Annotated in this window: 22 protein-coding genes and 2 pseudogenes; 12 read left to right on the forward strand and 12 right to left on the reverse strand. The window is 56.4% G+C overall.

From position 1 onward, the window contains the following. The first annotated feature begins 134 nt into the window (after positions 1-134). The gene (locus IEW65_RS09855; protein WP_188639300.1) at positions 135-1790 is read left to right on the forward strand and encodes a methyl-accepting chemotaxis protein; all 1656 of its coding nucleotides are present in this window, start codon (positions 135-137) and stop codon (positions 1788-1790) included. A gap of 97 nt (positions 1791-1887) precedes the next feature. Here the strand turns inward: IEW65_RS09855 and IEW65_RS09860 are convergent, their stop codons facing one another. After that, positions 1888-2655: a class I SAM-dependent methyltransferase gene (locus tag IEW65_RS09860; RefSeq protein ID WP_188639301.1), complete on the reverse strand. Its 768-nt coding sequence runs from the start codon at positions 2653-2655 to the stop codon at positions 1888-1890. 236 nt (positions 2656-2891) lie between these two features. Between IEW65_RS09860 and nfsA the strand changes: the two genes are divergently transcribed. Further along, complete coding sequence (gene nfsA / locus IEW65_RS09865) at positions 2892-3623, forward strand: oxygen-insensitive NADPH nitroreductase (protein ID WP_188639302.1); 732 nt, start codon at positions 2892-2894, stop codon at positions 3621-3623. Between the two features lie 10 nt (positions 3624-3633). After that, the gene (locus IEW65_RS09870; RefSeq protein ID WP_188639303.1) at positions 3634-4275 is read left to right on the forward strand and encodes a hypothetical protein; all 642 of its coding nucleotides are present in this window, start codon (positions 3634-3636) and stop codon (positions 4273-4275) included. A gap of 3 nt (positions 4276-4278) precedes the next feature. Here the strand turns inward: IEW65_RS09870 and IEW65_RS09875 are convergent, their stop codons facing one another. The 5 genes from IEW65_RS09875 to IEW65_RS09895 all read right to left on the reverse strand — a co-directional run bounded on the left by IEW65_RS09875 (position 4279) and on the right by IEW65_RS09895 (position 10805). Continuing rightward, on the reverse strand, positions 4279-5061 hold the full coding sequence (locus IEW65_RS09875) for a PEP-CTERM/exosortase system-associated acyltransferase (protein WP_188639304.1): 783 nt from the start codon (positions 5059-5061) through the stop codon (positions 4279-4281). A 3-nt stretch (positions 5062-5064) separates the two neighbouring features. Next, positions 5065-7929, reverse strand: coding sequence for a bifunctional diguanylate cyclase/phosphodiesterase (locus IEW65_RS09880; protein WP_188639305.1), 2865 nt, complete (start codon positions 7927-7929; stop codon positions 5065-5067). 28 nt (positions 7930-7957) lie between these two features. After that, positions 7958-9169 carry an OprO/OprP family phosphate-selective porin gene (locus tag IEW65_RS09885; RefSeq protein ID WP_229755528.1) on the reverse strand — a complete coding sequence of 404 codons (1212 nt, stop codon included), beginning with the start codon at positions 9167-9169 and terminating at the stop codon, positions 7958-7960. Continuing rightward, complete coding sequence (locus IEW65_RS09890) at positions 9138-9608, reverse strand: hypothetical protein (protein WP_229755529.1); 471 nt, start codon at positions 9606-9608, stop codon at positions 9138-9140. The genes IEW65_RS09885 and IEW65_RS09890 overlap by 32 nt, the downstream gene beginning before the upstream one ends. Before the next feature lie 267 nt (positions 9609-9875). Continuing rightward, positions 9876-10805 (reverse strand): glycerophosphodiester phosphodiesterase, encoded by a 930-nt coding sequence (locus tag IEW65_RS09895; protein WP_188639306.1) that lies wholly within the window; start codon positions 10803-10805, stop codon positions 9876-9878. A gap of 148 nt (positions 10806-10953) precedes the next feature. On the opposite strand from IEW65_RS09895, the gene IEW65_RS09900 reads away from it, so the two are divergent. The 3 genes from IEW65_RS09900 to IEW65_RS09910 are packed head-to-tail and all read left to right on the forward strand — an operon-like array spanning position 10954 to position 13710. Next, positions 10954-12537 (forward strand): PQQ-dependent sugar dehydrogenase, encoded by a 1584-nt coding sequence (locus tag IEW65_RS09900; RefSeq protein ID WP_188639307.1) that lies wholly within the window; start codon positions 10954-10956, stop codon positions 12535-12537. A 49-nt stretch (positions 12538-12586) separates the two neighbouring features. After that, positions 12587-13276: a VIT1/CCC1 transporter family protein gene (locus tag IEW65_RS09905; RefSeq protein WP_188639308.1), complete on the forward strand. Its 690-nt coding sequence runs from the start codon at positions 12587-12589 to the stop codon at positions 13274-13276. A 35-nt stretch (positions 13277-13311) separates the two neighbouring features. Next, positions 13312-13710 carry a VOC family protein gene (locus IEW65_RS09910; protein ID WP_188639309.1) on the forward strand — a complete coding sequence of 133 codons (399 nt, stop codon included), beginning with the start codon at positions 13312-13314 and terminating at the stop codon, positions 13708-13710. Here IEW65_RS09910 and IEW65_RS09915 read toward each other — a convergent pair. Further along, positions 13707-14600 (reverse strand): LysR family transcriptional regulator, encoded by an 894-nt coding sequence (locus tag IEW65_RS09915; RefSeq protein WP_188639310.1) that lies wholly within the window; start codon positions 14598-14600, stop codon positions 13707-13709. The two genes, IEW65_RS09910 and IEW65_RS09915, sit on opposite strands and share 4 nt — an antisense overlap. 122 nt (positions 14601-14722) lie before the next feature. Between IEW65_RS09915 and trpB the strand changes: the two genes are divergently transcribed. Together trpB and trpA are read left to right on the forward strand one after the other, a co-directional pair. Next, a complete protein-coding gene (gene trpB, locus IEW65_RS09920; RefSeq protein WP_188639311.1) occupies positions 14723-15940 on the forward strand; it encodes a tryptophan synthase subunit beta in 1218 nt (405 codons plus the stop codon). A 20-nt stretch (positions 15941-15960) separates the two neighbouring features. Continuing rightward, positions 15961-16809, forward strand: coding sequence for a tryptophan synthase subunit alpha (gene trpA, locus IEW65_RS09925; RefSeq protein ID WP_188639312.1), 849 nt, complete (start codon positions 15961-15963; stop codon positions 16807-16809). 78 nt (positions 16810-16887) lie between these two features. Here trpA and IEW65_RS09930 read toward each other — a convergent pair whose 3' ends face one another. From IEW65_RS09930 to IEW65_RS17230, 3 genes and pseudogenes are all read right to left on the reverse strand, one after another. Continuing rightward, entirely contained in the window at positions 16888-17190 is a 303-nt protein-coding gene (locus tag IEW65_RS09930; RefSeq protein WP_188639313.1) for a helix-turn-helix domain-containing protein, read from the reverse strand. Between the two features lie 10 nt (positions 17191-17200). Next, complete coding sequence (locus IEW65_RS09935; protein ID WP_479694274.1) at positions 17201-17455, reverse strand: type II toxin-antitoxin system RelE/ParE family toxin; 255 nt, start codon at positions 17453-17455, stop codon at positions 17201-17203. Continuing rightward, positions 17413-17544, reverse strand: a pseudogene (locus IEW65_RS17230) (type II toxin-antitoxin system RelE/ParE family toxin); the annotation flags it as partial. The gene IEW65_RS09935 and the pseudogene IEW65_RS17230, both read right to left, overlap by 43 nt. A gap of 189 nt (positions 17545-17733) precedes the next feature. On the opposite strand from IEW65_RS17230, the gene IEW65_RS09940 reads away from it, so the two are divergent. Continuing rightward, a complete protein-coding gene (locus IEW65_RS09940) occupies positions 17734-18054 on the forward strand; it encodes a hypothetical protein (RefSeq protein ID WP_188639314.1) in 321 nt (106 codons plus the stop codon). Between the two features lie 90 nt (positions 18055-18144). Here the strand turns inward: IEW65_RS09940 and IEW65_RS09945 are convergent. Beyond that, positions 18145-18387, reverse strand: a pseudogene (locus tag IEW65_RS09945) (AraC family ligand binding domain-containing protein); the annotation flags it as partial. A gap of 174 nt (positions 18388-18561) precedes the next feature. On the opposite strand from IEW65_RS09945, the gene IEW65_RS09950 reads away from it, so the two are divergent. After that, complete coding sequence (locus tag IEW65_RS09950; RefSeq protein ID WP_188639315.1) at positions 18562-19314, forward strand: SDR family oxidoreductase; 753 nt, start codon at positions 18562-18564, stop codon at positions 19312-19314. 55 nt (positions 19315-19369) lie between these two features. Beyond that, positions 19370-20263 carry a dihydrodipicolinate synthase family protein gene (locus tag IEW65_RS09955; protein WP_188639316.1) on the forward strand — a complete coding sequence of 298 codons (894 nt, stop codon included), beginning with the start codon at positions 19370-19372 and terminating at the stop codon, positions 20261-20263. Positions 20264-20289: 26 nt separating this feature from the next. Here IEW65_RS09955 and IEW65_RS09960 read toward each other — a convergent pair whose 3' ends face one another. After that, positions 20290-21258, reverse strand: a complete 969-nt coding sequence (locus IEW65_RS09960; protein WP_188639317.1) for a zinc-binding metallopeptidase family protein — start codon at positions 21256-21258, stop codon at positions 20290-20292. 513 nt (positions 21259-21771) lie between these two features. Here IEW65_RS09960 and IEW65_RS09965 point away from each other — a divergent pair. Then, on the forward strand, positions 21772-23448 hold the full coding sequence (locus tag IEW65_RS09965) for a methyl-accepting chemotaxis protein (RefSeq protein WP_188639318.1): 1677 nt from the start codon (positions 21772-21774) through the stop codon (positions 23446-23448). Positions 23449-23487: the final 39 nt, after the last annotated feature.

The raw sequence follows: 23487 nt of genomic DNA on the forward strand, positions 1-23487 counted from the left end.
TGGGCTTTTTTGTTTTTTCGTTATATGAAATTTGTTGGTATACAAAGGTCGTAGTGGTGCCATATTTCCCCTCATCTTGCTTTACCCTCCTGGTAGGTGGGGTAACAACTAATAAAGCAGAAGGGAACACGGCGATGAAGCGACTTTCCATAAAATGGAGCCTGACGGCTGCCTTAGCACTGTTGGTGCTCATGATTGGCTTAATCAGTGCGCTGGGGTTTTATACCAACACCACCAGCGACCGCGCGCTTAACGAGATTAATAACATCAACGTGCGCCTTGCCAATTTAGCCAACCGTACCCAAGTGCATGCGCTAAGAGCGCAAACCTTTTTAGATCGTTCGGCAAACTTTAGCACCCAGGGCAATCCAGATAAGGGGCGAGAGAGCCTCGCCATGGCGGCGGAAGCCGTCACTACCGCACAAACACGTTTTGAAGAGTTCTCAGCGATCTCCGTTACGCCGGGAAGCGAACTGGCAGAGCGGCGCGATAGCGTGGTAGCGGCTTACCACGCCTTTGTAACCGAAGGCATCGTGCCGCTACTGGAGGCTGCGCCATTCCAAATTCAGCGCCAACAAGAGGCGCTGGGCGAATTGGGGGCCAACCTGGATGCCGCGATGGGGGCTTTTGTAGGCTATACCGAAGCGCGGGGCCAGCAGGTAATGCATCAGGTGGAGCGCTTAGCGACCATCGGCGGCGCAGTGGCCATTGGCTTGCTGCTGTTTTCGCTGCTGGCAGCGGTGGTGATTCGTATCGCGATGATGCGTGGCGTGGTAACGCCGCTACAGCAAGCGCTGGGGCATTTTGAGAGAATCGCCAACGGCGATTTAACCGGGCGCATTGAAGATCGTGGCCGCAATGAGATTGGCCTGCTCTTTTTGGGGCTTGCTGGAATGCAGGAAAAACTGAAGACCCTGGTGCTGTCGCTACGTAGCAGCAGCGAGCATGTTTACAGCGGGGCTAGCGATATCTCCTCAGGTAGCCAAGACCTCTCTGCGCGTACCGAGCAACAGGCCTCTGCGCTTCAGCAAACGGCGTCTAGCATGGAGCAGATGGCCACTACCGTAGGTAAAAATGCTGAAATTGCCCAAGAGGCTGATCAGCTCTCGGTGGCCGCTTCCCAGTCGGCTGAAGCCAGCGGTGAGGAAGTCGAGCGTACCGTGCTACTCATGCGCGAGATCGCTGCCAGTGCGGACCGGGTCAACGATATTATCGGCGTTATCGACTCGATTGCCTTTCAAACCAATATTCTGGCGCTCAATGCCTCGGTGGAAGCAGCCCGGGCAGGCGAGCAAGGCCGTGGCTTTGCGGTTGTGGCCAGCGAAGTACGCTCGTTAGCTACCCGTAGTGCGGAGTCGGCTAAAGAGATCCGTGGCTTGATTGAGCAAACCACCACGCAAATCAATAGCGGTGCCACCCAAGCCGAGCGTAGCGGTGAGACGCTTAGCCAAACCGTCGATGCCATTCGTCAGGTCACCACGCTGATGGGTGAAATTTCCACCGCCACTCGCGAGCAGAATAGCGGCATTGAGCAGATTAACGCCGCACTGACGGAAATGGATTCGGTGACCCAGCAGAATGCGGCGCTGGTGCAGCAAACCAGCTCTGCCGCTAGTGCGTTGGAAGGGCAGGCAAGCCAGCTCGCCACGCTGATGGCTACTTTCCGGTTGGCGGAAGGCAGCGAGCAACCCGTAGCTGCGCCTGCGTTAGAGGCGCAGCCGCGTCGCCCGGCGGATAAATCGGCTGCCCCGCAAACGGTGAATAGCAGCGACGACTGGGATGAATTTTAACCCCGAGTGAACATCTGTAGGGCGTACCAATCTTCAGGGCGGCTATTTAGCCGCCCTGAATACGTTTAAAAAGATCATGCTCGCGATGGCGATGGGCTTACGCGTGAGCAACCACACGAATGCGCACGTAATCCGCGGTCCAGTTACCCTGGCCGTCGCTGAGGCTATGGGCCAACAGGTTGAGCGTGTTGTCAAAAATAGCATCTCTCAGGTCAGGATCTAGCCCGTGAAAGAAGGGGCTCGCAAAGGTGTCTAGCCAGCTCGCCATGCCTTTAGGCAGCGGGGTGGGGCGGGGAATGAGTTCAATGCTATCCACCCGAAAACCGACGGTTTGCAGCAGGTTGGTGTACTCCTGGGTGGTAGGGAAGTACCACGGATGGCGGCCCTTCGAGCTAATGCCGCGAAACTGCAGAGAGGCAATCAGCGCGGTGCAAATGGCCGCCACATTGCCGTGGCCCCCAAACTCGGCCACAAAGCGTCCTCCCGGTTTCAGCGCACGCTTTACGCCGGCCAGCACTGCTTGAGGATCCAGCATCCAGTGCAGCGCCGCATTACTGAAGACCGCGTCGAACTCATGATCAAAGGGCAACTGATGGCCATCAATAACGCGAGCAGTGACGCCGCGCTGTTGGGCAGCAGCCACCATATCTGCAGAGGCATCGATACCCAGCACATCGCCACCTAACTGCATAATGCGTTCTGTTAACACGCCGTCGCCGCAGCCAAGGTCTAGAATACGCTGCCCCGGTTGGGGGGAGAGTAACCTGACCACATCCATGCCAAGATCAGGTACAAAACTGGCGTGTTCCGCGTACCGACCGGCACTCCATGCCTGGCCAGGCGGGGTATCAGGGGCGTTTGACATATCGGCTTCCTAGCATCGTTATTAGGCTCAAAGGGTTACTAGCAGTATAGCGAGCGTTCCCTTTCACGCGTGCAACATCACGTAAAAATTCTTTAACCACCGTGCGTTAACCGCCGTAAGTGCCTACCCAAGCTCAGCCAATAGCGTTACGCTGAAAAATATTTGCGATTTGCCATGAATCGAATCCACCAGGCTTGTAGCGCACTCTATAGGCAGGAACTGAAGAGGCCAGTGTAATGAACGATGTGATCAAATTACTGAATTCCCACCGCTCCATTCGTAAGTTCACCGATCAAAAGATCCCCCATGGGCTGCTGCGAGAGCTGATCAAGGCAGGGCAGGCGGCGGCCACGTCTAGCCATGTGCAGGCTTACACGGTGATTCATGTGAAAGATCCCGCCAACCGCGAAGCCATTGCTGAGCTGGCTGGTGGGCAAGGTTATGTCGCCAGCAGCGCTGCGTTCTTGGTGTTCTGTGCCGATATGAAACGCCCCACGGAAGCCTCGGCTCGCACCGGTGCTAACGTGGAGCGTGGGATGACGGAACAGCTTCTGGTCGCCACGGTGGATACCGCGCTCATGGCGCAAAATGTCGCGGTAGCGGCTGAGTCAGAGGGCTTAGGGATTTGCTACATCGGCGGGATTCGTAACAATCCGGATGCTGTCAGCGAGCTATTACGGCTGCCTGCCCACGTTTACCCTGTCTTTGGCATGTGCCTGGGGTATCCCGACCACCAGCCGGAAGTGAAGCCGCGCCTGCCCGTTGAAGCGATTCTGAAAGAGGACTACTACACTGATGATAGCGACCATGTAGCCGCCTTTGACGACACCATGCAGGCGTACTATCAATCTCGTAGTAGCGGCAATAAAAACAGTGATTGGTCGCACAACCTAACCCCTCTGTTTGATAGCAAGCTGCGCCCCCATATGCGTGATTTCTTGGTGAAACGCGGCTTTACCATGAAATAAGGAGTCATCTATGTCCCTTCAGCGTGCCTACGTTCTACTGGCTGGGCTTTATAGCCTGCTACCTGTGATGGGTATTGTGGCCGTGTTTTCCGGCGGAGGAACGCCACTGGCCATGGCGCATCTATTTTTTGGCGTCTTGGGTGTGGTGGGGCTGTGGGGATATATTTTAAAACGAGGCGTGATGAACCAGCGCATGTGGCGTCCGCTGGCAGGCGTCTTTGTGATGGGTAGTTTGCTGCAGCTGGTGGTGATGCTCACCATGCCGGTGTCTGGTGTGGCGCTTACCTGGATGCTCACCAGCAGTATCTTTGCCATGCTGCTGGCGGTGCTGCTCTACCATTATGGTAACCGCGACCAGCCGCTGTGGGCGACAGACGCGGAGCGTGCAGCGGCACAACAGCTGGCGACACTCCTGGAGCAACAGTCAACGGTGACGGCAGTACACCGTGAATCAGGGCATGAAAACAGCGTCAACGTAGCCAAAGTGGGCAGTGAATATCAGGCAACCGTTACGCGGCGCTATGAAAGCCGCCAGGAAACCTTTGAGCGGCGTTTTCGGCATCCAGAAACGCTGGTGTTTTTCGTCGAGAAATTCGCCAGCGTCACGCCGCAGGATTTTCTCCCTGCCAGACCGGCAACGCCTGCTGCTTAGCGGTTAGTGCAGGGGCGACGTGAGCGGCAGTTGAGCTTCTAACTGAAGTTTGATGGTTTGATACAGCGGCTTGATTTTGATGGGCAGGCTCTCTTCTGCCACCCGCTGATCAATATAGTAAGGTGCCCGGCTGCCGCAGTAGTTAATCACGCCACCTACCTGATAAAAATGCAGGCCCGAAGCCTTTAGCAAGCGACTAAAGCGCGGCTCTAACATTGCAAACACGTGATAGCGTTGGCTAAGGCCGACCATGGCCGTGGCAGCAAGAAAAAGGCTGAGGCTCAGTAACGCAGGGCTCTCTTTGATGCTGTCATAAGGGCTTTGGATGTCTTTATTTTTTTTCCTTGCGGTAGGATGAACGGCTAAACGAGACACCTCACACACGGTACTGGCTGGGAAATAGTGAGGATGCGTATCGGCAATAAACAAATGGGCCGGGTAATAATCCTCTAGCGGTAAGCCGCGCTCTTTCTGTTCGACTGACGGGTCAATCAGCACAATTCGGACACAGCCGACGTCAATGCCTGTCGCTTTATGGTGAAGCAGACACAAAAGCGAGTGCTGGTCGTGCTCGTCATGTTCAATATTGAGTTCGCTGGATGTGCCGATGTCATAGTTAAGCTCTTCAATAAATACGGTGTGTCGAAGTGCAAAGGCACGATGCTGTTCATCCTCTGTTTGCGCAATAATTAACGTAAAGTGGTCGTTGAAAAAGGTCGGGCTAAACGTGGTGTCTGTCAGTATTTCCGGGGTAGTAATAGGAGGCGTTATTGTCGTTATCACCATCGTCTATCCTTCCAGTAGCTGCGCAAGTGGCAGTGGCTTTCCTAAATAAAACCCTTGGCCGTAGGTAATGCCATACTCTTTTAGAATAGGCATTAACGCTGCCTGGTCGACAAATTCTGCAATGGTTTGTTTGCCGAACCCTTGAGCGATATCGGCAATGGCTTTGACGATGGTGTGACTGTCTGGGTTAATCAGTAAACTGCGAATAAATGAGCCATCAATTTTGATGTAATCCACGGGTAGCTGGCCCAAATAGTGGAAGCTGCTAAACCCAATGCCAAAATCATCCAGGGCCGTGCGGCAGCCCAAGTCCCGCACCGTTTGCAGCACGTTGCGGGCGGTCGAAAAGTCGGTAATGGCGGCCGTCTCGGTCACTTCAAGAATCAAATGGTGAGGGTCGGCACCGCTGCTGCGCAGTTCGTCGGTTAAATACTGCTTTAGCTCCAAGTCGTGTAGCGACTGACCCGACAGATTCACCGCAAGCGATATGCCGCGTGTTTGAAGTGTACTGAGCGCTTGCAGACTATGTTTAATCACCCATCGGTCGAGCGGTACAACTAATCCGCTCTGTTCTGCAATGGTAATAAACTGCTGGGGTGTAATGAGGCTGCCATCGGGATGACGAATCCTCAGCAGCACTTCGTAGTGCTTAATATCCTGGTCTTCTAAGCGCACAATGGGTTGCGCCATGAGTTCAAAACTATCGTTTTCCAGTGCGTTATGGAGCTGCTCTACCCAGTAAACCCGGTCTTGCAACTCATCTTTTGCGTTTTCTGCCTGAGAAAGCAGATACCAGCGCTGATGAGTGCTCTCCTTGGCTTTGTACATCGCCATATCGGCACTGGCCAGCAGGTCCGCAGGCGTCCGCCCGTGAGTGGGAAACAGGGCGATGCCCATACTGGCAGAGATATGATGTTTTCTTCCGGCTGACTGAAAGCCGATTCCGCTCAGCAGCTGGCTGATATAACCTGCGATACTAATGGCCTGCTCGCTGGTCACTCCTTCCAGCAGCAGAGCGAACTCATCACCGCCTAACCGAGCAATAATGCTGCGCTGGCCCAGGTTGAGAAAGAGTGTCTCTGCCACTTCACGCAGTAAGTGATCGCCTACGTGGTGGCCGCTCAGTTCGTTAATTTCCTTAAACTGGTCCAAATCCAGCAGCACAATAGCCCCTTCGCTGTTGTGCAGCAGCGCGCTTTGTAGCGCATCTTGAAAGTAGCGGCGGTTAAATAGTTCTGTCAGCGGGTCTCGCTCAGCCAGCCACGTAAGCCGTTCTTCTGCCGCTTTACGTTCAGTAATATCCAAACCAACAGAGATACGCAGCGCTTGTTCTCGTGAGTGGGCAGGCAGCGTGGAGTGGTACCAGGCCACGGTACAGCAACGTTTATCTGCTGTTTGCAGAGTCCTCTCTTCCTGCTGAGGTGTTTTGAGAGCGGCATTCAACGAAGTATCTCTGGCCAGTGACCGGCCTGATATCGGCAGCCCTGCGGGGGGCAACTGATCAAAGATATCGTAAAAATATCGGCCAATCAGTTCGCTATCATTGAGTGCTAAACGCCCCCGCGTATAGGCATTCACACGTTGAATACGCCCATCGCTACTGTGCACCACAATAAACACCTGAGCAGTGTCTAGCAGGCTATTCACAAAGTCTCTTTCTCGGGCAAGCTCATCAATGCGCTCTGCTAACTGGCTGCTATGCACGGTCACGCTGGATTCAAGATGCTCCAGTTGATTGGCCAAAGTGCGCGTGACGTTCTCTAACACATCGATTTCATTGGAGAGCCTTGGGGTATGCTGAGGGAGCTTTCCTCTTACCCCTGTAAAGTCGCCTTTTGCGAGCGCCGGTAGCAGAGATGCCACCCGCCGTAGCCGTGCCATGGGCCCAAGTAAAATCGCGAGTAGCAGTAATTCTGCAGCGAGCCAGCCCACCACGCCGAGCACCAGCAGGGTGTTAGTGGCCTTTTGGATAGCCACCGTTTGCGGGGTAACATCAGAGATCAGCAAAAAATAACCGGTGCTGCGCCAGTCAGCATCGTCTTCCATATATACGGCGCTGATCTCTAAATAGCGCTCGGCGTAGGGAAGGCTAAGCGGCCTATCGGCTAAGGTAAAGATAGGCGCTACGTGGGAGGCACGCTCTAGCAAAGGCAGCGTGGCCTCTCGGCTGGTTAAGGCCACCAGGTGGCCGTTCCATTCTGGCAGGCGACGGCCCACATCCAGAGTGGCGGTGCCGGTGTAACCGGTGACCATGAGCGCAATCTCGCTGCCTGACACCTCCTTGGCTTCACGGGTGACATCCGCCAGCGAACGCGACAGTACCACCATACCAATGCTGCTTCCCGCCATTAAAATAGGCACTGCTGCGTACTGTTGGCAGTTCAAGCCGCAGCGAAGGGTCGTCATTGGCGCTTCACGGGCCAACACGTCGTCAATCCAGCCTTGTACCGGCAACTCGTTGACAGGCTGCATACCGCCTGAGTGGCCAAGCTGTTGCCCCTGCGGATTAAATACAAGCACTTCGTCCACCCCTGCCTCAAGCTGCAGTGAGGGCCATTGGGAACGAAGCGCATTATCTATCGCTAAGGTATCGTTGATGGCGAGTGCATTGCCTAAGGCGGGCGCGGCAGCGGTTAACCCCGCCAATTGGCGTAGATTATCCGCAGAGCGCTGCATGGCCAGGCGGATCTCACGCTGCTGGCGCTCATGGTGAGCCATGCGGCTATTTTCAAACTGCTGCATGAGGTGGTGATGCCCAAGCCAGATAAAGAGCGCCACCAAAATCAACAGCAGTAAACTGCTAAGCGCGGTGACCCGCCAAGCTAAGCTAAACCGATGACGTGCAGGCAATGGTGAGAACCGATTCATCACGGCGTATCCCGATCAGGTCAATGGGTTAAAAGCGCAGCGAAAGTTGAAACAGCAGCATATTCCAGTGTTGACGTGTCTCCCTAGCCTCCGGGTTGTCTTGTTTCGGCAGCCATCCGGTGCCATTAACCGCGTGGTACTCACCCGCCAACATCAGCATAGACGTGGGTGTCCACTGCACACCTAAGGTGATGTCATCGGCGAACTGTGAATGGGCAGGGCCTAAGCCACCTTGCTCATAGCGTTGGCCCGAGCGGTCATCGGTATCGTTTATCAGACGGTCAAAACGAATTAAGCCGCTCCAAGAGGGGGTAAAGCGGCGCTGGTACTGTACGTACCAGCTCTCGCCAGTGATATCGAACGCTCTAGGCACATTGTCACCTTTTAGCGACTGTTGCCTTAGTGCGTACTCGGCGGTGAGATTCCATTGCTCTTCGTTGTACTGCAACGAGGCAATCCAAGGCTGAAACTCAAAATCTGCGGCATGACCACCTAATGAGGTTTCTAAATGAACGCTCGCGGTACTTAACGCGGCGATCCACTGTCCTGTCGGGTCTTCAAACAGCAGTTGGGCAATGGCGGAAGGTTCAGACGCAGAGACATCACTGGCTGCACCATTAAACAGCTGCCGCGTCAGTTCAGATCCTGTTTGTGGGCTGCCAAGGCCGCTGCGAAAGCGCAACGTACCGGCAGCAGTATGCTCTTCCCAGTAGACACTGACACCATCGGCTGCCAGGCCAAGCGCGCGAGTGCGGTCAAAGTAGATAGATTGAGGCAGTAAAATACTCGGCCGGGTAAAGGCTACGTCGCGGGTTTGGTTGTAGAGGCCAAAGGGGTTCTTAAAACGGCCAACCTGCACTCCAAGCGTACGCGATTGGCTGGAGGCCATTTGGTAGTCAATGACGCCGTAATCAAGCGTGGGGGTCGCATCGCTAGTTTCGCCACCGGCGCGGCGGCTGAGCAACTGAGCGGCTACAAGGACCTTACGATGAGGGCGAAACGAGGCGTTGAGACCAAGCTCTGTATACTCCAGGCTGCCCGCGTTCTCACTGCTCGTCCCAAAAAAGTCGTTATCATCGGTGATGACGAGCGCTTGGCTGAGAAAGCCATGTACCTGCAGCGTGTCCCATGGGTGTTCATCGCCATCAGCGGTCATGGGGAGTAGCGCCAGTAGTCCTATCGCTAGCCATGACATGGGGGCGCGGTGCTCATTCCATTGAAATAACATGGACGCTTTCATCCAGGTACTCCCTTTCAAGGTAACCTAGCGCACCAGGAGTACGGGCGACCTGTTCGCGCATCTCCTCTTGGCTGCGTACTCGGTTGGGGGCTTGCCCCATGCCGGAAAACACCATTCTGTCCCATGCCAACTGCAACTGATGGGGGTATACGCCCAGCTGCTCTTTGGTAAAACGGCCATGCACTGTGTCTCGGTTGGGCAGCACAAAAATCTGCGCTGCCTGCCCGTTGGGCCATGTGCGCTGGCGCATGGCAAACATAGCTCGCGCTGTGTCGCGGTGAATCATGGGCGTGCCCACCGAAGGGTGGGCAATCAAGATAATAGTCTTGGGTAGTTCTTCGCTCGTTTGTGCTGATGCCGTGTTAAAAAGCAGCGCAAGTGTCATTAGCGCCGTCAGCAACGCGCTAATAAGTGTGCTTAGGTGCCGATTAAACGGCATGGCTCAGGGGGTACCTTGGCTTGCCGAACGTCAGGTTCATGCACCCTGTAGGTGTTGCCCACACATCAGCTGTGAATGAGTGAATGACGCTTCTCCCTTACGGCTGCCAGCCAAAAAGATGAATAAGAGCCAAAAGCTTATCGGCTTTTTTAAGTAACGCAAACTACAAAAAAAATGGCAAAAATTGATTAGGGCGCAAGAATAATTTACATCACTCTAAGCGCCCTTGCGTTGGCTCACATCAACGGTGTGGCTAACTATTGTTGCTTACTCGTTGATCAGTTCCAGCAGGCGGTCAGGGTAGTCGGTAAACAGGCCATTCACGCCCAGTGCCATCAAGCGCTCCATCTCGTCTTGCTCATTGACGGTGTAGACGTGCACCGGCAGACCATTCGATTGCGATTGGTGAATAAACGCTGCATCAATGACAGGCTGGCCCTGGTAGATCGCGTTAGTGCCAACCCCGACGGCATACTCGGCGATACGCTTAAAATCCTCATCGCGAATCGCGTTGGCCCCCGGTGTGGTGTTATTCCACTCCGTTAAGGTGGCGCTATCTTGCTCGCTAGGGGAGTACCAAAGCAATTGAATTAATGGGATGTCAGGATTCAGGGCGCGCACTTTGAGCAAGCTCTCCTGATCAAACGACTGCACCAGTACTCGTCCTTGCTCCACCATGTTGTACGCTTCAAGGCGCTGCACCAGCGCTTCTTCCAAACCAGGGTTCAGGTCGGGAGATTTGGTTTCGATATAGTAACGAGTGGTGTGGCCAAAGTGGTCGAACAGTTCGTCTAGCGTCAGAATCTGCGTGCCGGAATAATCCGCCTCAGTTCGCTCAGGATGCGCATCGTGGAACCACGACCCTGTATCTAACGCTTTCAGCTCGGCTAAGGTGTGGTCATGGATATGGCCTTCACCGTTGCTGGTGCGCTCAAGCGTCCCATCGTGAAAAAGCACTACCTCGCCATCGGCGCTGAGCTGCGCGTCGAGCTCCAGGTAATCCACGCCCCACTGGTGGGCAAGCTCGTAGGCGGGTAAGGTGCTTTCCGGCGCGTGCCCGCTGGCACCGCGGTGAGCAATCACCTGGAACTTGTTTAACTCGTCGAGCTGTTGCGTCAATGGTGAATCGCTTGCCGCTGCCATGGCCGCAGGGCCGGCTAGCAGCGTGAGCATAGTGATCAATGAGTAGCGCGCCATAATCACACTCCTTGAGGTAGTTGAGTGTAAAGACCTTACCTGCCTCACATGACAAACGCACGAAGTCGTGGGCAGAGGATGGTAGAGCACCGCATAGTAAGACCAGGCCCACTGACATGAATAAACAGACAATGGTGAGAGGTGAGTAATGACCAGACGGTTAAGTATGGGGGCGCTGGCGCTGCGTTTTGTCATCGCTTTGCTGGCAGGCGTTGTGCTGGGCAGCGTAGTGCAGACACAGATCAATTTAGCCGCACTTCAAGCACTAGGCGTTGAGATTTCTTTGGGCGTTAGGGTCTCCACCACTGGGCAAGATCTCCTCCACTTTGCACCTATTTATGCAGGCGTGTTGATAGTGGGGTTTGTCTGTTCTCAAACGGCAGCCACGCTGGTGGTGCGGCGAGTATCTCGTCGGTATCGCCTACTGATCCATACGCTGGCGGCAGCATTAGGGTTATGGGCCACCTTTGTGCTCGTCAATACCTTTGCCCCCATGCCAACCCTCATTGCAGCAACGCGCGGCCCCGTTGGGCTGGCGGCCATGCTGGCAACGGCAGGCGTGGCCGGGTGGGTCTTTGCACGGCTTACCCAACGTGGTGCGAGCTATGCCCGTGGAACGGCCAGCATCGCGGTGCTGCTGAGCGCGTTGACGCTCCCCATGGCATCGCCATTAGAGGCGCAGCCTGCCCCAAGCGCCTATCAGATTGACACCGTGGCTGAGGGGTTAGAGCACCCCTGGGCGCTGGCATTTTTACCCGATGGACGCATGCTGGTCACCGAGCGTCCGGGGCGGCTTAGGCTGTTAAGCGCGCAGGGCGAGACGCTGGTGGAGTCGCTGGGCGGTGTACCCGCCGTGTTTGCCTCTGGGCAATCAGGGCTATTTGATGTGCTGCTATCGCCTCAGTTTGAGCAAGACCAGCAGCTCTATCTCAGCTACGCCTGCGGCACCGCCAGCGCTAACCACGCCTGTTTAGCCAGGGCGACGCTCGGGGATAACCGCTTAGAGCAGGTCGAAGAGATTTTTCGCGTTCACCCGGCTAAAAGCGGCGACGCCCATTTTGGCGGCCGCCTAGCGTGGCTTGCGGATGACACGCTGATCATGACCCTGGGCGATGGCTTTGATAACCGCGAAGCAGCCCAGCGTACAACCAGCCATATTGGCGGTATTGTGCGCCTGAACGCCGATGGCAGCGCCCCGAGTGATAACCCCTTTGTAGCGGACGCCAACGCACTGCCGGAGCTTTACAGCATCGGCCACCGTAACGTGCAGGGGCTGGTGTTTGATGAAGCGAATCAGCGGCTAATTGCCCACGAGCACGGCCCCCGAGGCGGTGATGAGTTAAACGTCATCACCCCAGGTGGCAACTACGGCTGGCCTATCGCCACAGGCGGGCTGGACTACACCGGCGCACGGGTGTCGCCGTTTGAGGAGTACCCCGGCATGCTGCCGCCTGCGCTTGAATGGACACCCTCCATCGCGCCTTCTGGTATGGCGCTGTATCAAGGCGAGCTGTTTCCCGAATGGCAGGGCGACCTGTTGGTGGGTGCGTTGGTTAACCGGGAAGTGCGTCGGGTGCGGCTGCATGAAGACGGCCGTGCAGAAGAAGTAGAGCGGCTGTTTAGTGAGCTTGATGCCCGCATTCGTGATGTACGGGTAGGTCCTGATGGCGCAGTGTATCTGCTCACCGACAGCCCACAAGGGCAACTGCTAAGGGTGATGCCCCGCCAATGAGCTAAGCTGAATCAAGAAGGCGTTCACATAGCGTTGCTCAGGAGCTGCCATGATCCATCAAGAACACCATCGTTCCCACCGCTCGGGTTGGTTAAGGGCCGCGGTGTTGGGGGCTAACGATGGCATTGTTTCCACTAGCAGCCTGATTCTTGGGGTGGCCGCGGCCTCCACTGTGCAAAGCGATATTTTACTGGCGGGGGTAGCAGGGCTAGTGGCGGGTGCGATGTCGATGGCAGCGGGGGAGTACGTCTCCGTGAGTTCACAATCAGACACCGAGCGTGCCGATATCGCCAAAGAGCGTGATGCTCTAAGCGACCACTTTGAAGCGGAGCAACAGGAGCTGGCAGATATTTATGTGGAGCGAGGGTTAACGCCCGAGCTTGCCAGCCAAGTGGCTGAACAGCTGATGCAAAAAGATGCCCTGGGTGCCCACGCCCGGGATGAAATCGGCATCACCGTGGTGAGCCAAGCGCGGCCGCTGCAGGCCGCGTTCTCCTCGGCGGCGATGTTCACCATCGGTGCGCTGCTGCCGCTTCTGGTGGCGTGGTGGGCACCCACCGTATTGCTGATTCCGCTGGTCGCTGTGGCTTCTCTAGCGTTGCTGGCGCTGTTAGGCGCGTTGGCCGCCAAAGTAGGCGGCGCGCCGGTGCGTACCGCTGCACTGCGCGTACTGTTTTGGGGGGCGCTGGCCATGGCGTTGACATCGCTCATTGGCCGATTGTTTGGCGTTATGGCATAACCGTTATATGTCCAACGCTTATAAGGAGAGCGCGCATGCTGGCCTATACAATGGTGGGAACAAAAGACCTCGCGCGTGCCCTGCAGTTCTACACGCCGCTGTTCAATGCGATGGGGCTGGATATTTGCTGGCAAGATGACAGCTGTGTCTCGTTTGGTGACCCGGACGATGTCAACGTACCCCAATACTTCGTGGGCTACCCCTTTGATGACCACGAAGCGACGGTGGGCAACGGCACCATGACCGCCTTCCAATTCACCGACATCAAAGAAGTCGACACGCTGCATCAGCTCGCCCTGGAAAGCGGCGGAAGCGACGAAGGCGCGCCGGGCTTTCGGCCGCAGTACGGCGAAGGATTTTATGCCGCCTACGTCCGCGACCCGGATGGCAACAAGCTGGCGTTTGTGGTGTATCCGCACCGAGTAGGGCTCTAGCCCTCAAGCTCCTTGCGCAACCAGTTAGCCAGCGCGTCGCTGCGGCGGGCGTTGGTGTGTTTGGGCAGCCACAGGCAGAGCCTAGCCGGGGTTTCGATGCTGCCCCAAGGGGCGACGAGCCTTCCGCTTTTCAGATCATCTTCCACCAGTAGCCTAGGGGCGATAGCCACCCCTAAGCCCGCCACGGCGGCTTCCATTAAGTAGTAAAGATGCGCGAAGCCTTGGCCTTGTTTGAGGGCCGTTTCCAACGCGGCGGTTTCTAGCCCTTGAGCGGCGGCCCACTGGGGCCATGCCTGTGGGCGCGAGGCGGTATACAGCAGCTTATTGGTAAACAGCGAAGCGGGGTCAGTAGCTTCGCACGCCTCTGCCAAACGCGGGCTGAGTACCGCGCAAATTTCTTCAGGAATGAGTTCAATCACTTCTACATCCACAGGCCAAGGTGGTGCAGAAAATGCCAAGGTCGCGCTGGCATCTGAAGGCGTGCCGAGCTGCTCAGAATCGCTCACCACCACCTGAAGTTTTAGCTCCGGCAGCGCCTGGTTTAAGCGGTCTAAACGGGGGATCAGCCAGCGAGCCAGCAGGCTGCCGGGGCAAGCCAGGGTAAACGGCGCTTCTTCCACCTCATGCTTGAGCAGGGTGCAACTATCTCTGAGTTTCGCGAAGGCTTCCCCCACGCCGCTTTGTAGCCGCTCGCCGTGGTGGGTGAGCACTAGCCCACGGCCCGCTTTGGTGAATAGCGCCACGCCAAAATGCTCATCCAAGCTCTTAAGCTGGCGGCTTACCGCGCCGTGAGTCACGCTTAGTTCATCGGCGGCGGCGGTCACGCTGCCTAGCCGTGCGGTGGCTTCAAAGGCGCGCAGCGCACTTAAGGGCGGCAGGCTATGTTGCATGGGTGCCTCTTTAATAGTTGCGTAAAACTCACAGGTTGTTGCCATCTTATCGATTTTTCTTCCCGCCTGCCTGCGCTAACGTCGTAAGCATCTTAAATCGCCCCGATACCGCAGAGGTCGTGATGAACAAACCCTTAAGCCTACCCGATGCCAACGGGCTGTTTGGCAGTTTCGGTGGCCGCTTTGTCGCTGAAACCCTGATGCCGCTGATTCTTGAGCTGCAGGATGAGTACACCACCGCCAAAAACGACCCGGAGTTTCAGCGCCAGCTCGCCTATTTTCAGGGCGACTATGTCGGCCGCCCCAGCCCGCTCTACTTTGCCGAGCGGCTCACCGAGCACTTCGGCGGTGCGAGCATTTACCTCAAGCGTGAAGAGCTAAACCACACCGGCGCGCACAAGATTAACAACTGCATTGGTCAAGTATTGTTGGCCAAGCAGATGGGCAAAAAGCGCATCATCGCGGAAACCGGCGCGGGCATGCACGGCGTTGCCACCGCTACCGTAGCGGCCCGCTTTGGTTTGCCCTGCGTGATTTACATGGGCGCGACCGACATCGAACGCCAGCAGCCCAACGTGTTCCGCATGAAGCTGTTGGGCGCAGAGATTGTGCCGGTCACTTCCGGCACCGGCACGCTCAAAGATGCCATGAACGAAGCGCTGCGCGACTGGGTCACGAACGTCGACGATACCTTCTACATCATTGGCACCGTGGCAGGCCCGCACCCGTACCCAGCCATGGTGCGCGATTTCCAAGCGGTGATTGGCCACGAAACTCGCACCCAAATGCTTGAAAAGCACGGCCGCCTGCCGGATTCGCTGATTGCCTGTGTGGGTGGCGGCTCTAATGCCATGGGCTTGTTTTACCCGTTTATTGATGATGAAAGTGTCCACATGGTGGGCGTAGAGGCGGGCGGCAAAGGCGTTAACAGTGGCCTGCACGCCGCCAGCCTGAATGGCGGCACCCCCGGCGTGCTGCACGGCAACCGCACCTACCTGCTGCAAAACGAAGATGGTCAGATTATCGACGCTCACTCGATTTCCGCAGGGCTGGATTACCCCGGCATCGGCCCCGAACACGCCTGGCTGCACGAGCAAGGACGGGTTGAGTACGTCTCCGCTACCGATGATGAGGCGCTGGAAGCGTTCCAAATCTGCTGCCGCCAAGAGGGCATCATCCCCGCGCTAGAAACCGCCCACGCCCTGGCTGAAGTGGCTAAGCGCGCGCCGACACTTCCTCGCGAGCACCTGATGGTGGTCAACCTCAGTGGCCGTGGTGATAAAGACATGATGAGCGTGGCCCACCACTTGGGCGATAAATTCGGAGTGAAAAACGTATGAGCTCGCTACAGAAGAACGACATGACTAACGCCTCTCGTCTTGAACACTGCTTTACCGCGCTCAAGCAACAAAACCGCCCGGCGCTGGTCAGCTACCTCACCGCTGGCGACCCGGACGCCGAGACCTCCCGCCGCCTGCTGCACGGGCTGCCAGAAGCGGGCGTGGACATCATCGAACTCGGCATGCCGTTCAGCGACCCCATGGCCGATGGCCCCGCCATTCAAAAAGCCGCCCTGCGAGCGCTGGAAAACGGCCAGACCCAAGCCAAAACGCTGGAGATGGTGCGCCATTTCCGTGAACAGAACAGCACCACCCCCATCGTGCTGATGGGCTACTACAACCCGATTTATTGCTACGGCGTCGAGCGTTTTCTAACCGATGCCGCCAAGGCCGGAGTAGACGGGCTGATCGTGGTGGATCTACCGCCCGAACACGACGAAGAGCTGTGCCAGCCTGCCGCTCAGCACGGCATCGATTTTATCCGCTTAGCCACGCCCACCACCGATGCCAAGCGCCTGCCCAAAGTGCTGGCCAACGCCTCCGGGTTTATCTACTACGTTTCCGTGGCGGGGGTGACGGGCGGCAGCGCCCCAACACCAGAGCGTCTCGAAGGTGCCGTGAACCAGCTGCGCGAACACACGCCGCTGCCCATCGCCGTAGGCTTTGGCATCCGCACCGCCGAACAGGCCGCCACCATTGGCCGCTTCAGCGACGCCGTGGTGGTAGGTTCTGCGCTGGTAGATTGCATCGAACACGCCAGCAGCGGCGAAGAGGCCGTGACGCGGGTGCATGGGCTGGTGAAAGAGCTGGCGGAGAGTGTGAGAGGTTGTCGAGAAGCCCAAGAGGAGCACGCAAGTTTGCCAGCCTGATGGGAAGCCGTATCAAAAAAACAGAGCGGGCAATGGCTCGCTCTGTTTGTATAACGTTATGAAAGATTGAGGAAAAAGTCAGACAGGGAAGCCGTGATGGCTACCGTCGGGTAGCTCAATATCAACGCGAACACGGCCACCCAGTGCCTCGACGTAGCGTTTTAGAGAGCTAAGGCGCATGTCCTGGCCTACCTTCTCAAGTCCTGCAATCGTTGGTTGTTTTACGCCCATGGCATCGGCAATGTCAGCTTGGGTTTTTTCTGCCAGCAGTCGAATTTCGGCAAGTCTAATGTCAAGCAGCATATCGCCTGCTTTCGCCTTAGCCGCTGCTACCACCTCCGGCTTTTCCTGCGCCAGCAAGTCTTCTAATTTTCTTGCCATGATGCTCACCTCACTTCAGCGTTTCCAGATGCGCCGCGTATTCACGGTCCGCTACCGGTATCATCTCATCGTAAAACCGTTTGTCATTCCCACCCTTGTCGCCAGCGCATAAAATGATGCCTGTTCGAGTCGGGTCAAACGCAAAAAAAGCTCTAAGGTTCGACCAAGGCGTTGAATTCGTAACTCTTTCATATTGGCGAACTGCGAGCCTTTCACTGTGTCGGCATGCGGTCGAGACAACATGGAGCCGCGTTCCTGTAGCAATAGTACTGAGGCCAGCACATTCTCACGATCAGCATCGTCAAGAGAGAAAAACCACTCTTCAAAAATTGGCGTTTGTTCAATCGACCACATAACACCCTCCCTGGTATAGCTTATAAGTTATATAGGTCTTAGGCTATTATCAAGCGATGCCGACGAAAATAGTGCGTGAAAGTGTGTACACGAAAGCACCATGCTTCACTTGCCGCTGTTTCTAGAAAACAGGCATCATCCACGTTTGATGGTGGCAACGTGCCGCGACAACTCAAACAGAGGAAGACAATGGGCAAGCTCTTTTCATTACTGGTACTGCTGGGACTCGGCTACGCAGGACTCTATGTCTACTACGGCGTGGTGATTGAGAAGGAAGTCGAGGAGCAGTTAGAAGCCCGTGGGCTGTCATCGGTAAGCGTGGATAACGTCGAATACGATTGGCTGGCCCCAGTGAGTGACAGCACCAATATCGCCGTTACCGTGGGGTATCGTGGCTCCCAGGCAGCGGTCAACGTGCGTGTGCAAGGCCACCCGCTGTGGTCCGATGAGGTCACGGTACAGCTGGACGGCCTGCAAGCGCTGCGTTTGGGGATTAGTTTCGGGCAGTAACCACGAGCCAAACGTGTTCATGACCAATCGACACCGCTACGGCAGCCTGACGCGCTGGCCAATCAGGCTGCCTATCACCAATAGCTGCCGGGTGTGCCTGCCGCCAGAGTGGCCGTCGTGAACCTCTTCAGGGTTAAACAGAATCACGTTACCCGGTGGGCTACGATGAAACTGCCCGCCGCTGAAAAAATCCTGCCGCCCCGCCAGCGTCACCCCAAAGGCGTACTCCTCGTGGGCATGACGGTCATAGCTAAAATCCTCGATGGCCGCTTTCAAGACAGTCAGTGACGGCACATGATGACTTTTGAAAAACTCGAACTGGCTGCTGCCCATGCCAACCTCCTTGATCGAATTCGGCCCATGGCAGGCTTACCCTGACCCGTTTAGGATATGACGCGGGCGCCAGCGTGGCTTGTACATAATTGCTCAACGGCGGTGTCAGTGTATATTCACTAGACGGTGCAGAGTGGGCGGCATTCGCAAAACGCTGGCAAACGAGGAGGGCGCATGGCAAATCCCAACGTGGTAGTGATTACCGGCGGGAGTCGAGGCATTGGTGCCGAGACGGCTAGGCTGTTTGCTCAACATGGCTACGATGTCTGCCTCAACTATGTCGAAAACGACGCGGCCGCCGAGCGCGTGCGCAGTGACATTCTCGCCCTGGGCGTGCGTTGCATGGCTGTGAAAGCCGATGTGTCGAAGGCCGATGAGGTGGCGAACCTGTTTCGACGGGTCGACCAAGAACTCGGCACACTGACGGTGCTGGTCAACAACGCTGCTATTCTCAACACCCAGTCGCGGCTGGTGGATATCTCGCCGGAGCGTTTTAGCAACGTGCTGCAAAAGAACGTCATGAGCTGCTTTCTCTGCTGCAAGGAGGCCGTGCAGCGCATGTCGACGCACCAGGGCGGCGCTGGCGGTAGTATCGTCAATGTTTCCTCGATGGCAGCCAAAAGCGGCTCGCCCAACGAGTACGTGGATTACGCCGCCTCGAAAGGCGCAGTGGATACACTGACCAGAGGTTTGGCCCTGGAAGTGGCTGCCGAAGGCATCCGCGTAAATGCGGTACGCCCCGGCCTGATTCACACCGAGATGCACGCCTTGGGCGGCGAGCCTGGACGGGTGGATCGCTTAAAATCACGCATCCCAATGCAGCGGGGCGGCCAACCTTCTGAAGTGGCCGACGCTATTTACTGGTTAGCCAGCGACAAGTCATCGTTTGCCACCGGTACCCTGTTGGATCTCGCGGGCGGGCTGTAGCGCCCTCGTCAGCACACCGTTGCTTGCTTCTATGCCCCCCTAAAAGGACACCCCCATGTTTACCGGCCTGAGTGCTTTTCCGCTAACCCCCATGAATGAGCAAGGCATCAACGAGCAGGAATTTACCCAGCTCGTGGCACGTTTGGCCCAAGCGCAGGTGGATTCCATTGGCGTGTTGGGCTCGACCGGCAGCTACGCCTATTTAAGCGTGGAAGAGCGGGCGCGGGTGGCCAAGCTGAGTGTGGAGAGTGCGGCGGGGGTGCCGGTAGTGGTGGGCATTGGTGCGCTGCGCACCCGCGATGTGCTGGCCAATGCTGAACATGCCCAGCAGGCTGGGGCGAGTGGGCTGCTGTTAGCGCCTGTTTCTTACCAAAAGCTGACTGATGACGACGTGTTCAACCTGTTCAGCACCGTCAGCCGCGCCATCAGCGTGCCGCTGTGCGTCTACGATAACCCCGGCACCACGCACTTTGCGTTCAGCGACGAGCTGCACGGGCGCATTGCCGAGTTGCCCCAGGTGCGCTCGATCAAAATTCCGCCAGTGTCTACTGACTTGGAAGATGCCAAAGCCCGCGTGGCGCGGCTGCGGGCGCTGATTCCTAATGATGTGACCATCGGCATCAGCGGCGACCCCGCCGCCGCGACGGGCCTGCTGGCAGGCTGCGAGGCGTGGTATTCGGTGATTGGCGGGCTCTACCCAGAATTAGCGTTGGCGCTAACACGCGCCGCCCAAGCGGGCGACGCCGAACAGGCCCAAACCCGTTCAGACGCCTTAGCACCGCTATGGGCGCTGTATCACGAATATGGCGGCAGCCTGCGGGTGGCGGCGACCATTGCTGAACTCACCGGTCGCGTTAGCGCACCTAGCCTGCCCCAACCGCTGAACACCCTGCAAGGGGAAGCTCGCCAACAGGTTGAAGCGGTGATTGAAACGCTGGGACTTCACTAACCCGCATCAAGCGAAGCGCAAGTGGCCTACAGCCCTTGCGCACCGCGCCGCAGCCAGTCGTGAACAAACGCCAGCTTGCGCAGTGCCACTTCGGAAAGCACAAACGGGTAAAGATCCGACAGCCCCATCGAACGGTTTACATGGTTTACGCCTGCCACTAAGGATGCCGCAATATGAATCAGCCGCTCTGAATCCGGTTCAGCGTAGGCATCCCAATTGTGGTCATCCGGTAGCACGGGCGAGGTCATGCCCGACGACACAAAGCTATCGGTGATATCGGTTAAGTGCAGCAGGTGCGAGGTGGTTTCCGCCCAATCCTCGTGGGGGTGGGAAGACGCATAGGTGGAGAGAAACCGCGTGTGCCAATCCGCAGGCGGGCCGTTTTGGTAGTGGCGCTGCAAGGCCGCCGGGTAATCTTCCCGCTCATCACCAAACATCTCACGGAAGGCATCCAGAAAATCCTCCCGTAGGCTAAGCCGCCACCACAGCATATGGGCAATTTCATGGCGCATATGGCCAATCATGGTGCGGTAAGGCTCATCTAACGCCTCTTTGCGGGTGGTGCGCAGCACGGCATCGGCTTCCGCCACGCTAATCGTTACCACGCCGCCCACGTGCCCCATGGGCACCGGGGTGTCGCCTTCCGCCAGCATATGAAACACCGGCGGCGCGCCGGGGTCTTCCGGGCGAAACCAGTGCCAGCGGCCCAGGTTATCAATCACCCAGCGCTTGGCTGCCTCGGTTTGCGCCCAGTTAGGTATCGCATCGGAAATGGAAGGGTCTGGGGCTAGGGCGGTCATCGCGCAGGCGCGGCAGAACTCGCCCTGCTTCGGGGCAATCCAGTTACAGCCAATCACGTCGCGGTTGGCACAGAAGGGCGGCATGGGAATAAACGCCCGCGCCTGGGGGTCGTAGGCCACCGGCACGCCATCCGCCGTGACCAAATTATCAAACCAAAGTGAACCGGCACCGACCGGATTAGAAAAAACGCGCATAGGTCGGGTATCTCAAGAGAAACGAAGCTTCAGTCTAGGAGCCGAAGCCTGGGTACGCCAACGGCGATTGCTGAAGGTTGACGATATCGTATGTGTAAAGAATAAAGGTTAGCACGCCAACAAATGCGCTTAATTGATATAAAAGATGAAAATAAGAATGCGTATATTTTTAATTAAAGAGTTAAGAGAATGCCGATCAAGATAGTATTTGCTGCTTATCCAAGAGTGAATTATGTAAGGCATACGCGAATGAGTTTGTAAGACATTGTCGTATTACCTTGTAAGATATTAGCCTTTTTTGATGTAAGACATTGCCCTGTCGGCTTGTAAGCCATTGGCTATTTTATTTTTGATGAGGGTTAAATTTTTTTGTAAGTATGCCGATAATCCACATATTGCTGCTAACCACAATTGCTTCTAGCCACACGCTGCCTACCTAAGCGCTAAAGGTGACGCGATTGCTTCCAACCCCCCCAAGGCATCGCGCTGCGGGTTTAATGAGATGTCTCTCCCATGCTATTTCTAAAACGAAGCGTCAAACTACGGCTTACCGTCAGTTTGGGCGCCTGTATCCTGATGCTGATCGTCGTCGGTACTATCGGCCTTTACAGCCTTAGCAAGACCAACGATGCCGTTACCCAAACCTATGAGGGTAACGTCCTCACGCTGGCGGATCTGAGCAAAATCAACCAAGCGCTGCTGAGTACGCGGGTGAAGATAACGGCGGAACAGCGTGACCGGAATCCGGCTTCTGCCATCACGACGCAACAAGAAATTGTTGAGAACGATGCCATTATTGATGCCGCTTGGGACGATTACTTTCCTCAGCGTGTGTCTGATGAGATTGAGCGTGGCATCGCTGAGGAGTTTATTAGCGCTCTGGCAGAGCTGCGTGCCGGTATCGACGACATTAACGCGGCGATGATTGGCAATGATTTTGATGCCGCACGCGAAATTGCGACCACCACGCTACGGGCTGCGTACCCGCAAGCGCTAACGCCGATCCAAGCACTGATCGACCGCAATAGCGCCCAAGCCGCCGCTTCTAATCAGCAAGCGTCAAATGACTATGTGTGGACGCGTAACTTCGTGATCGGCGTAATGGCGTTTGCAGTGCTGGCGAGCATCCTGTTGGCGATATGGTTAATTAAAGGCATCATGACACCGCTGGGCAAGGCGCAAGCGCTTGCCACTGCCATGGCGGAAGGCAGGCTGGACAACGACATCAATATCACCTGTAAAGATGAATTTGGCGACATGCTCAATGCGTTAAGGGCCATGGAAGTGAAGTTCTCTCAGGTGGTCATGTCCGTTCGTCATAACGCCGAATCCGTGAATAGCGCTGCGGATAAGATTGCGCATGGCACCGAAGACTTGAGTAGCCGAACTCAGCAGCAGGCCGCTAGCATTGAGGAAACAGCGGCCTCAATGGATGAAATTACCTCCACCGTGCGGCAGAACGCAGACAACGCCTCCGAAGCCGATAAGCTCGTCTACGAGGTTAGCCAGCAAGCCAACGCAGGCGGTGAAATTGCCGGGAAAGCGGTCAAAGCGATGGACGGTATCAATGCCTCCAGCCGTAAAATTGCCGGTATTGTGGGCTTGATTGATGAAATCGCCTTCCAGACCAATTTGTTGGCACTTAACGCCTCGGTTGAAGCAGCCCGCGCAGGCGAGCAGGGCCGTGGTTTTGCGGTGGTTGCTAGCGAGGTACGCAACTTAGCCGGTCGCAGTGCCAACGCCGCTAAAGAGATCAAACAACTGGTTGAGGATAGTATCGGCCAAGTAGGCAATGGCTCTGAGCTGGTCAACCAAGCGGGTAAAGCCTTGGAAGATATCGCTAGTGGGGTGCAGCGCGTCTCGGTGTTAGTGGGCGAGATTGCGACCGCCAGCCATGAACAGTCCCAAGGGATTGATCAGGTCAACACGGCTATCTCCGAGATGGACAGTGTGACCCAGCAAAACGCGAGCTTAGTGGAAGAGTCCAGCGCGGCAGGCCGTTCGCTGCAAATTCAAGCGGCAGCGTTATTGAAAGAGGTGTCGTTCTTTAGAGGAACTGCGACTCACCAGCCGCAGGCCGCATTACCTGCCACAGAGCGACGCAGCGCCAGCCAACCGCAAGCGAAACAACGGCCAGCCTCTCATGTGCTGGGTAGCCAGCAGGATAATGATGATTGGGCCTCTTTCTAAGCCCAACAGCAGGAAGCGCCCCAGCCGGGGCGCTTTTTT

The sequence above is a fragment of the Vreelandella lutescens genome (genome assembly GCF_014640815.1).
In the GTDB taxonomy this organism is placed as follows: domain Bacteria; phylum Pseudomonadota; class Gammaproteobacteria; order Pseudomonadales; family Halomonadaceae; genus Vreelandella; species Vreelandella lutescens.

Bases quoted from the DNA above. Each gene is read 5' to 3' on its own strand.
- IEW65_RS09855 (WP_188639300.1), top strand. From the start codon at position 135: ATGAAGCGACTTTCCATAAAATGGAGCCTGACGGCTGCCTTAGCACTG.
- IEW65_RS09860 (WP_188639301.1), bottom strand. From the start codon at position 2,655: ATGTCAAACGCCCCTGATACCCCGCCTGGCCAGGCATGGAGTGCCGGT.
- nfsA (WP_188639302.1), top strand. From the start codon at position 2,892: ATGAACGATGTGATCAAATTACTGAATTCCCACCGCTCCATTCGTAAG.
- IEW65_RS09870 (WP_188639303.1), top strand. From the start codon at position 3,634: ATGTCCCTTCAGCGTGCCTACGTTCTACTGGCTGGGCTTTATAGCCTG.
- IEW65_RS09875 (WP_188639304.1), bottom strand. From the start codon at position 5,061: ATGGTGATAACGACAATAACGCCTCCTATTACTACCCCGGAAATACTG.
- IEW65_RS09880 (WP_188639305.1), bottom strand. From the start codon at position 7,929: ATGAATCGGTTCTCACCATTGCCTGCACGTCATCGGTTTAGCTTAGCT.
- IEW65_RS09885 (WP_229755528.1), bottom strand. From the start codon at position 9,169: ATGAAAGCGTCCATGTTATTTCAATGGAATGAGCACCGCGCCCCCATG.
- IEW65_RS09890 (WP_229755529.1), bottom strand. From the start codon at position 9,608: ATGCCGTTTAATCGGCACCTAAGCACACTTATTAGCGCGTTGCTGACG.
- IEW65_RS09895 (WP_188639306.1), bottom strand. From the start codon at position 10,805: ATGGCGCGCTACTCATTGATCACTATGCTCACGCTGCTAGCCGGCCCT.
- IEW65_RS09900 (WP_188639307.1), top strand. From the start codon at position 10,954: ATGACCAGACGGTTAAGTATGGGGGCGCTGGCGCTGCGTTTTGTCATC.
- IEW65_RS09905 (WP_188639308.1), top strand. From the start codon at position 12,587: ATGATCCATCAAGAACACCATCGTTCCCACCGCTCGGGTTGGTTAAGG.
- IEW65_RS09910 (WP_188639309.1), top strand. From the start codon at position 13,312: ATGCTGGCCTATACAATGGTGGGAACAAAAGACCTCGCGCGTGCCCTG.
- IEW65_RS09915 (WP_188639310.1), bottom strand. From the start codon at position 14,600: ATGCAACATAGCCTGCCGCCCTTAAGTGCGCTGCGCGCCTTTGAAGCC.
- trpB (WP_188639311.1), top strand. From the start codon at position 14,723: ATGAACAAACCCTTAAGCCTACCCGATGCCAACGGGCTGTTTGGCAGT.
- trpA (WP_188639312.1), top strand. From the start codon at position 15,961: ATGACTAACGCCTCTCGTCTTGAACACTGCTTTACCGCGCTCAAGCAA.
- IEW65_RS09930 (WP_188639313.1), bottom strand. From the start codon at position 17,190: ATGGCAAGAAAATTAGAAGACTTGCTGGCGCAGGAAAAGCCGGAGGTG.
- IEW65_RS09940 (WP_188639314.1), top strand. From the start codon at position 17,734: ATGGGCAAGCTCTTTTCATTACTGGTACTGCTGGGACTCGGCTACGCA.
- IEW65_RS09950 (WP_188639315.1), top strand. From the start codon at position 18,562: ATGGCAAATCCCAACGTGGTAGTGATTACCGGCGGGAGTCGAGGCATT.
- IEW65_RS09955 (WP_188639316.1), top strand. From the start codon at position 19,370: ATGTTTACCGGCCTGAGTGCTTTTCCGCTAACCCCCATGAATGAGCAA.
- IEW65_RS09960 (WP_188639317.1), bottom strand. From the start codon at position 21,258: ATGCGCGTTTTTTCTAATCCGGTCGGTGCCGGTTCACTTTGGTTTGAT.
- IEW65_RS09965 (WP_188639318.1), top strand. From the start codon at position 21,772: ATGCTATTTCTAAAACGAAGCGTCAAACTACGGCTTACCGTCAGTTTG.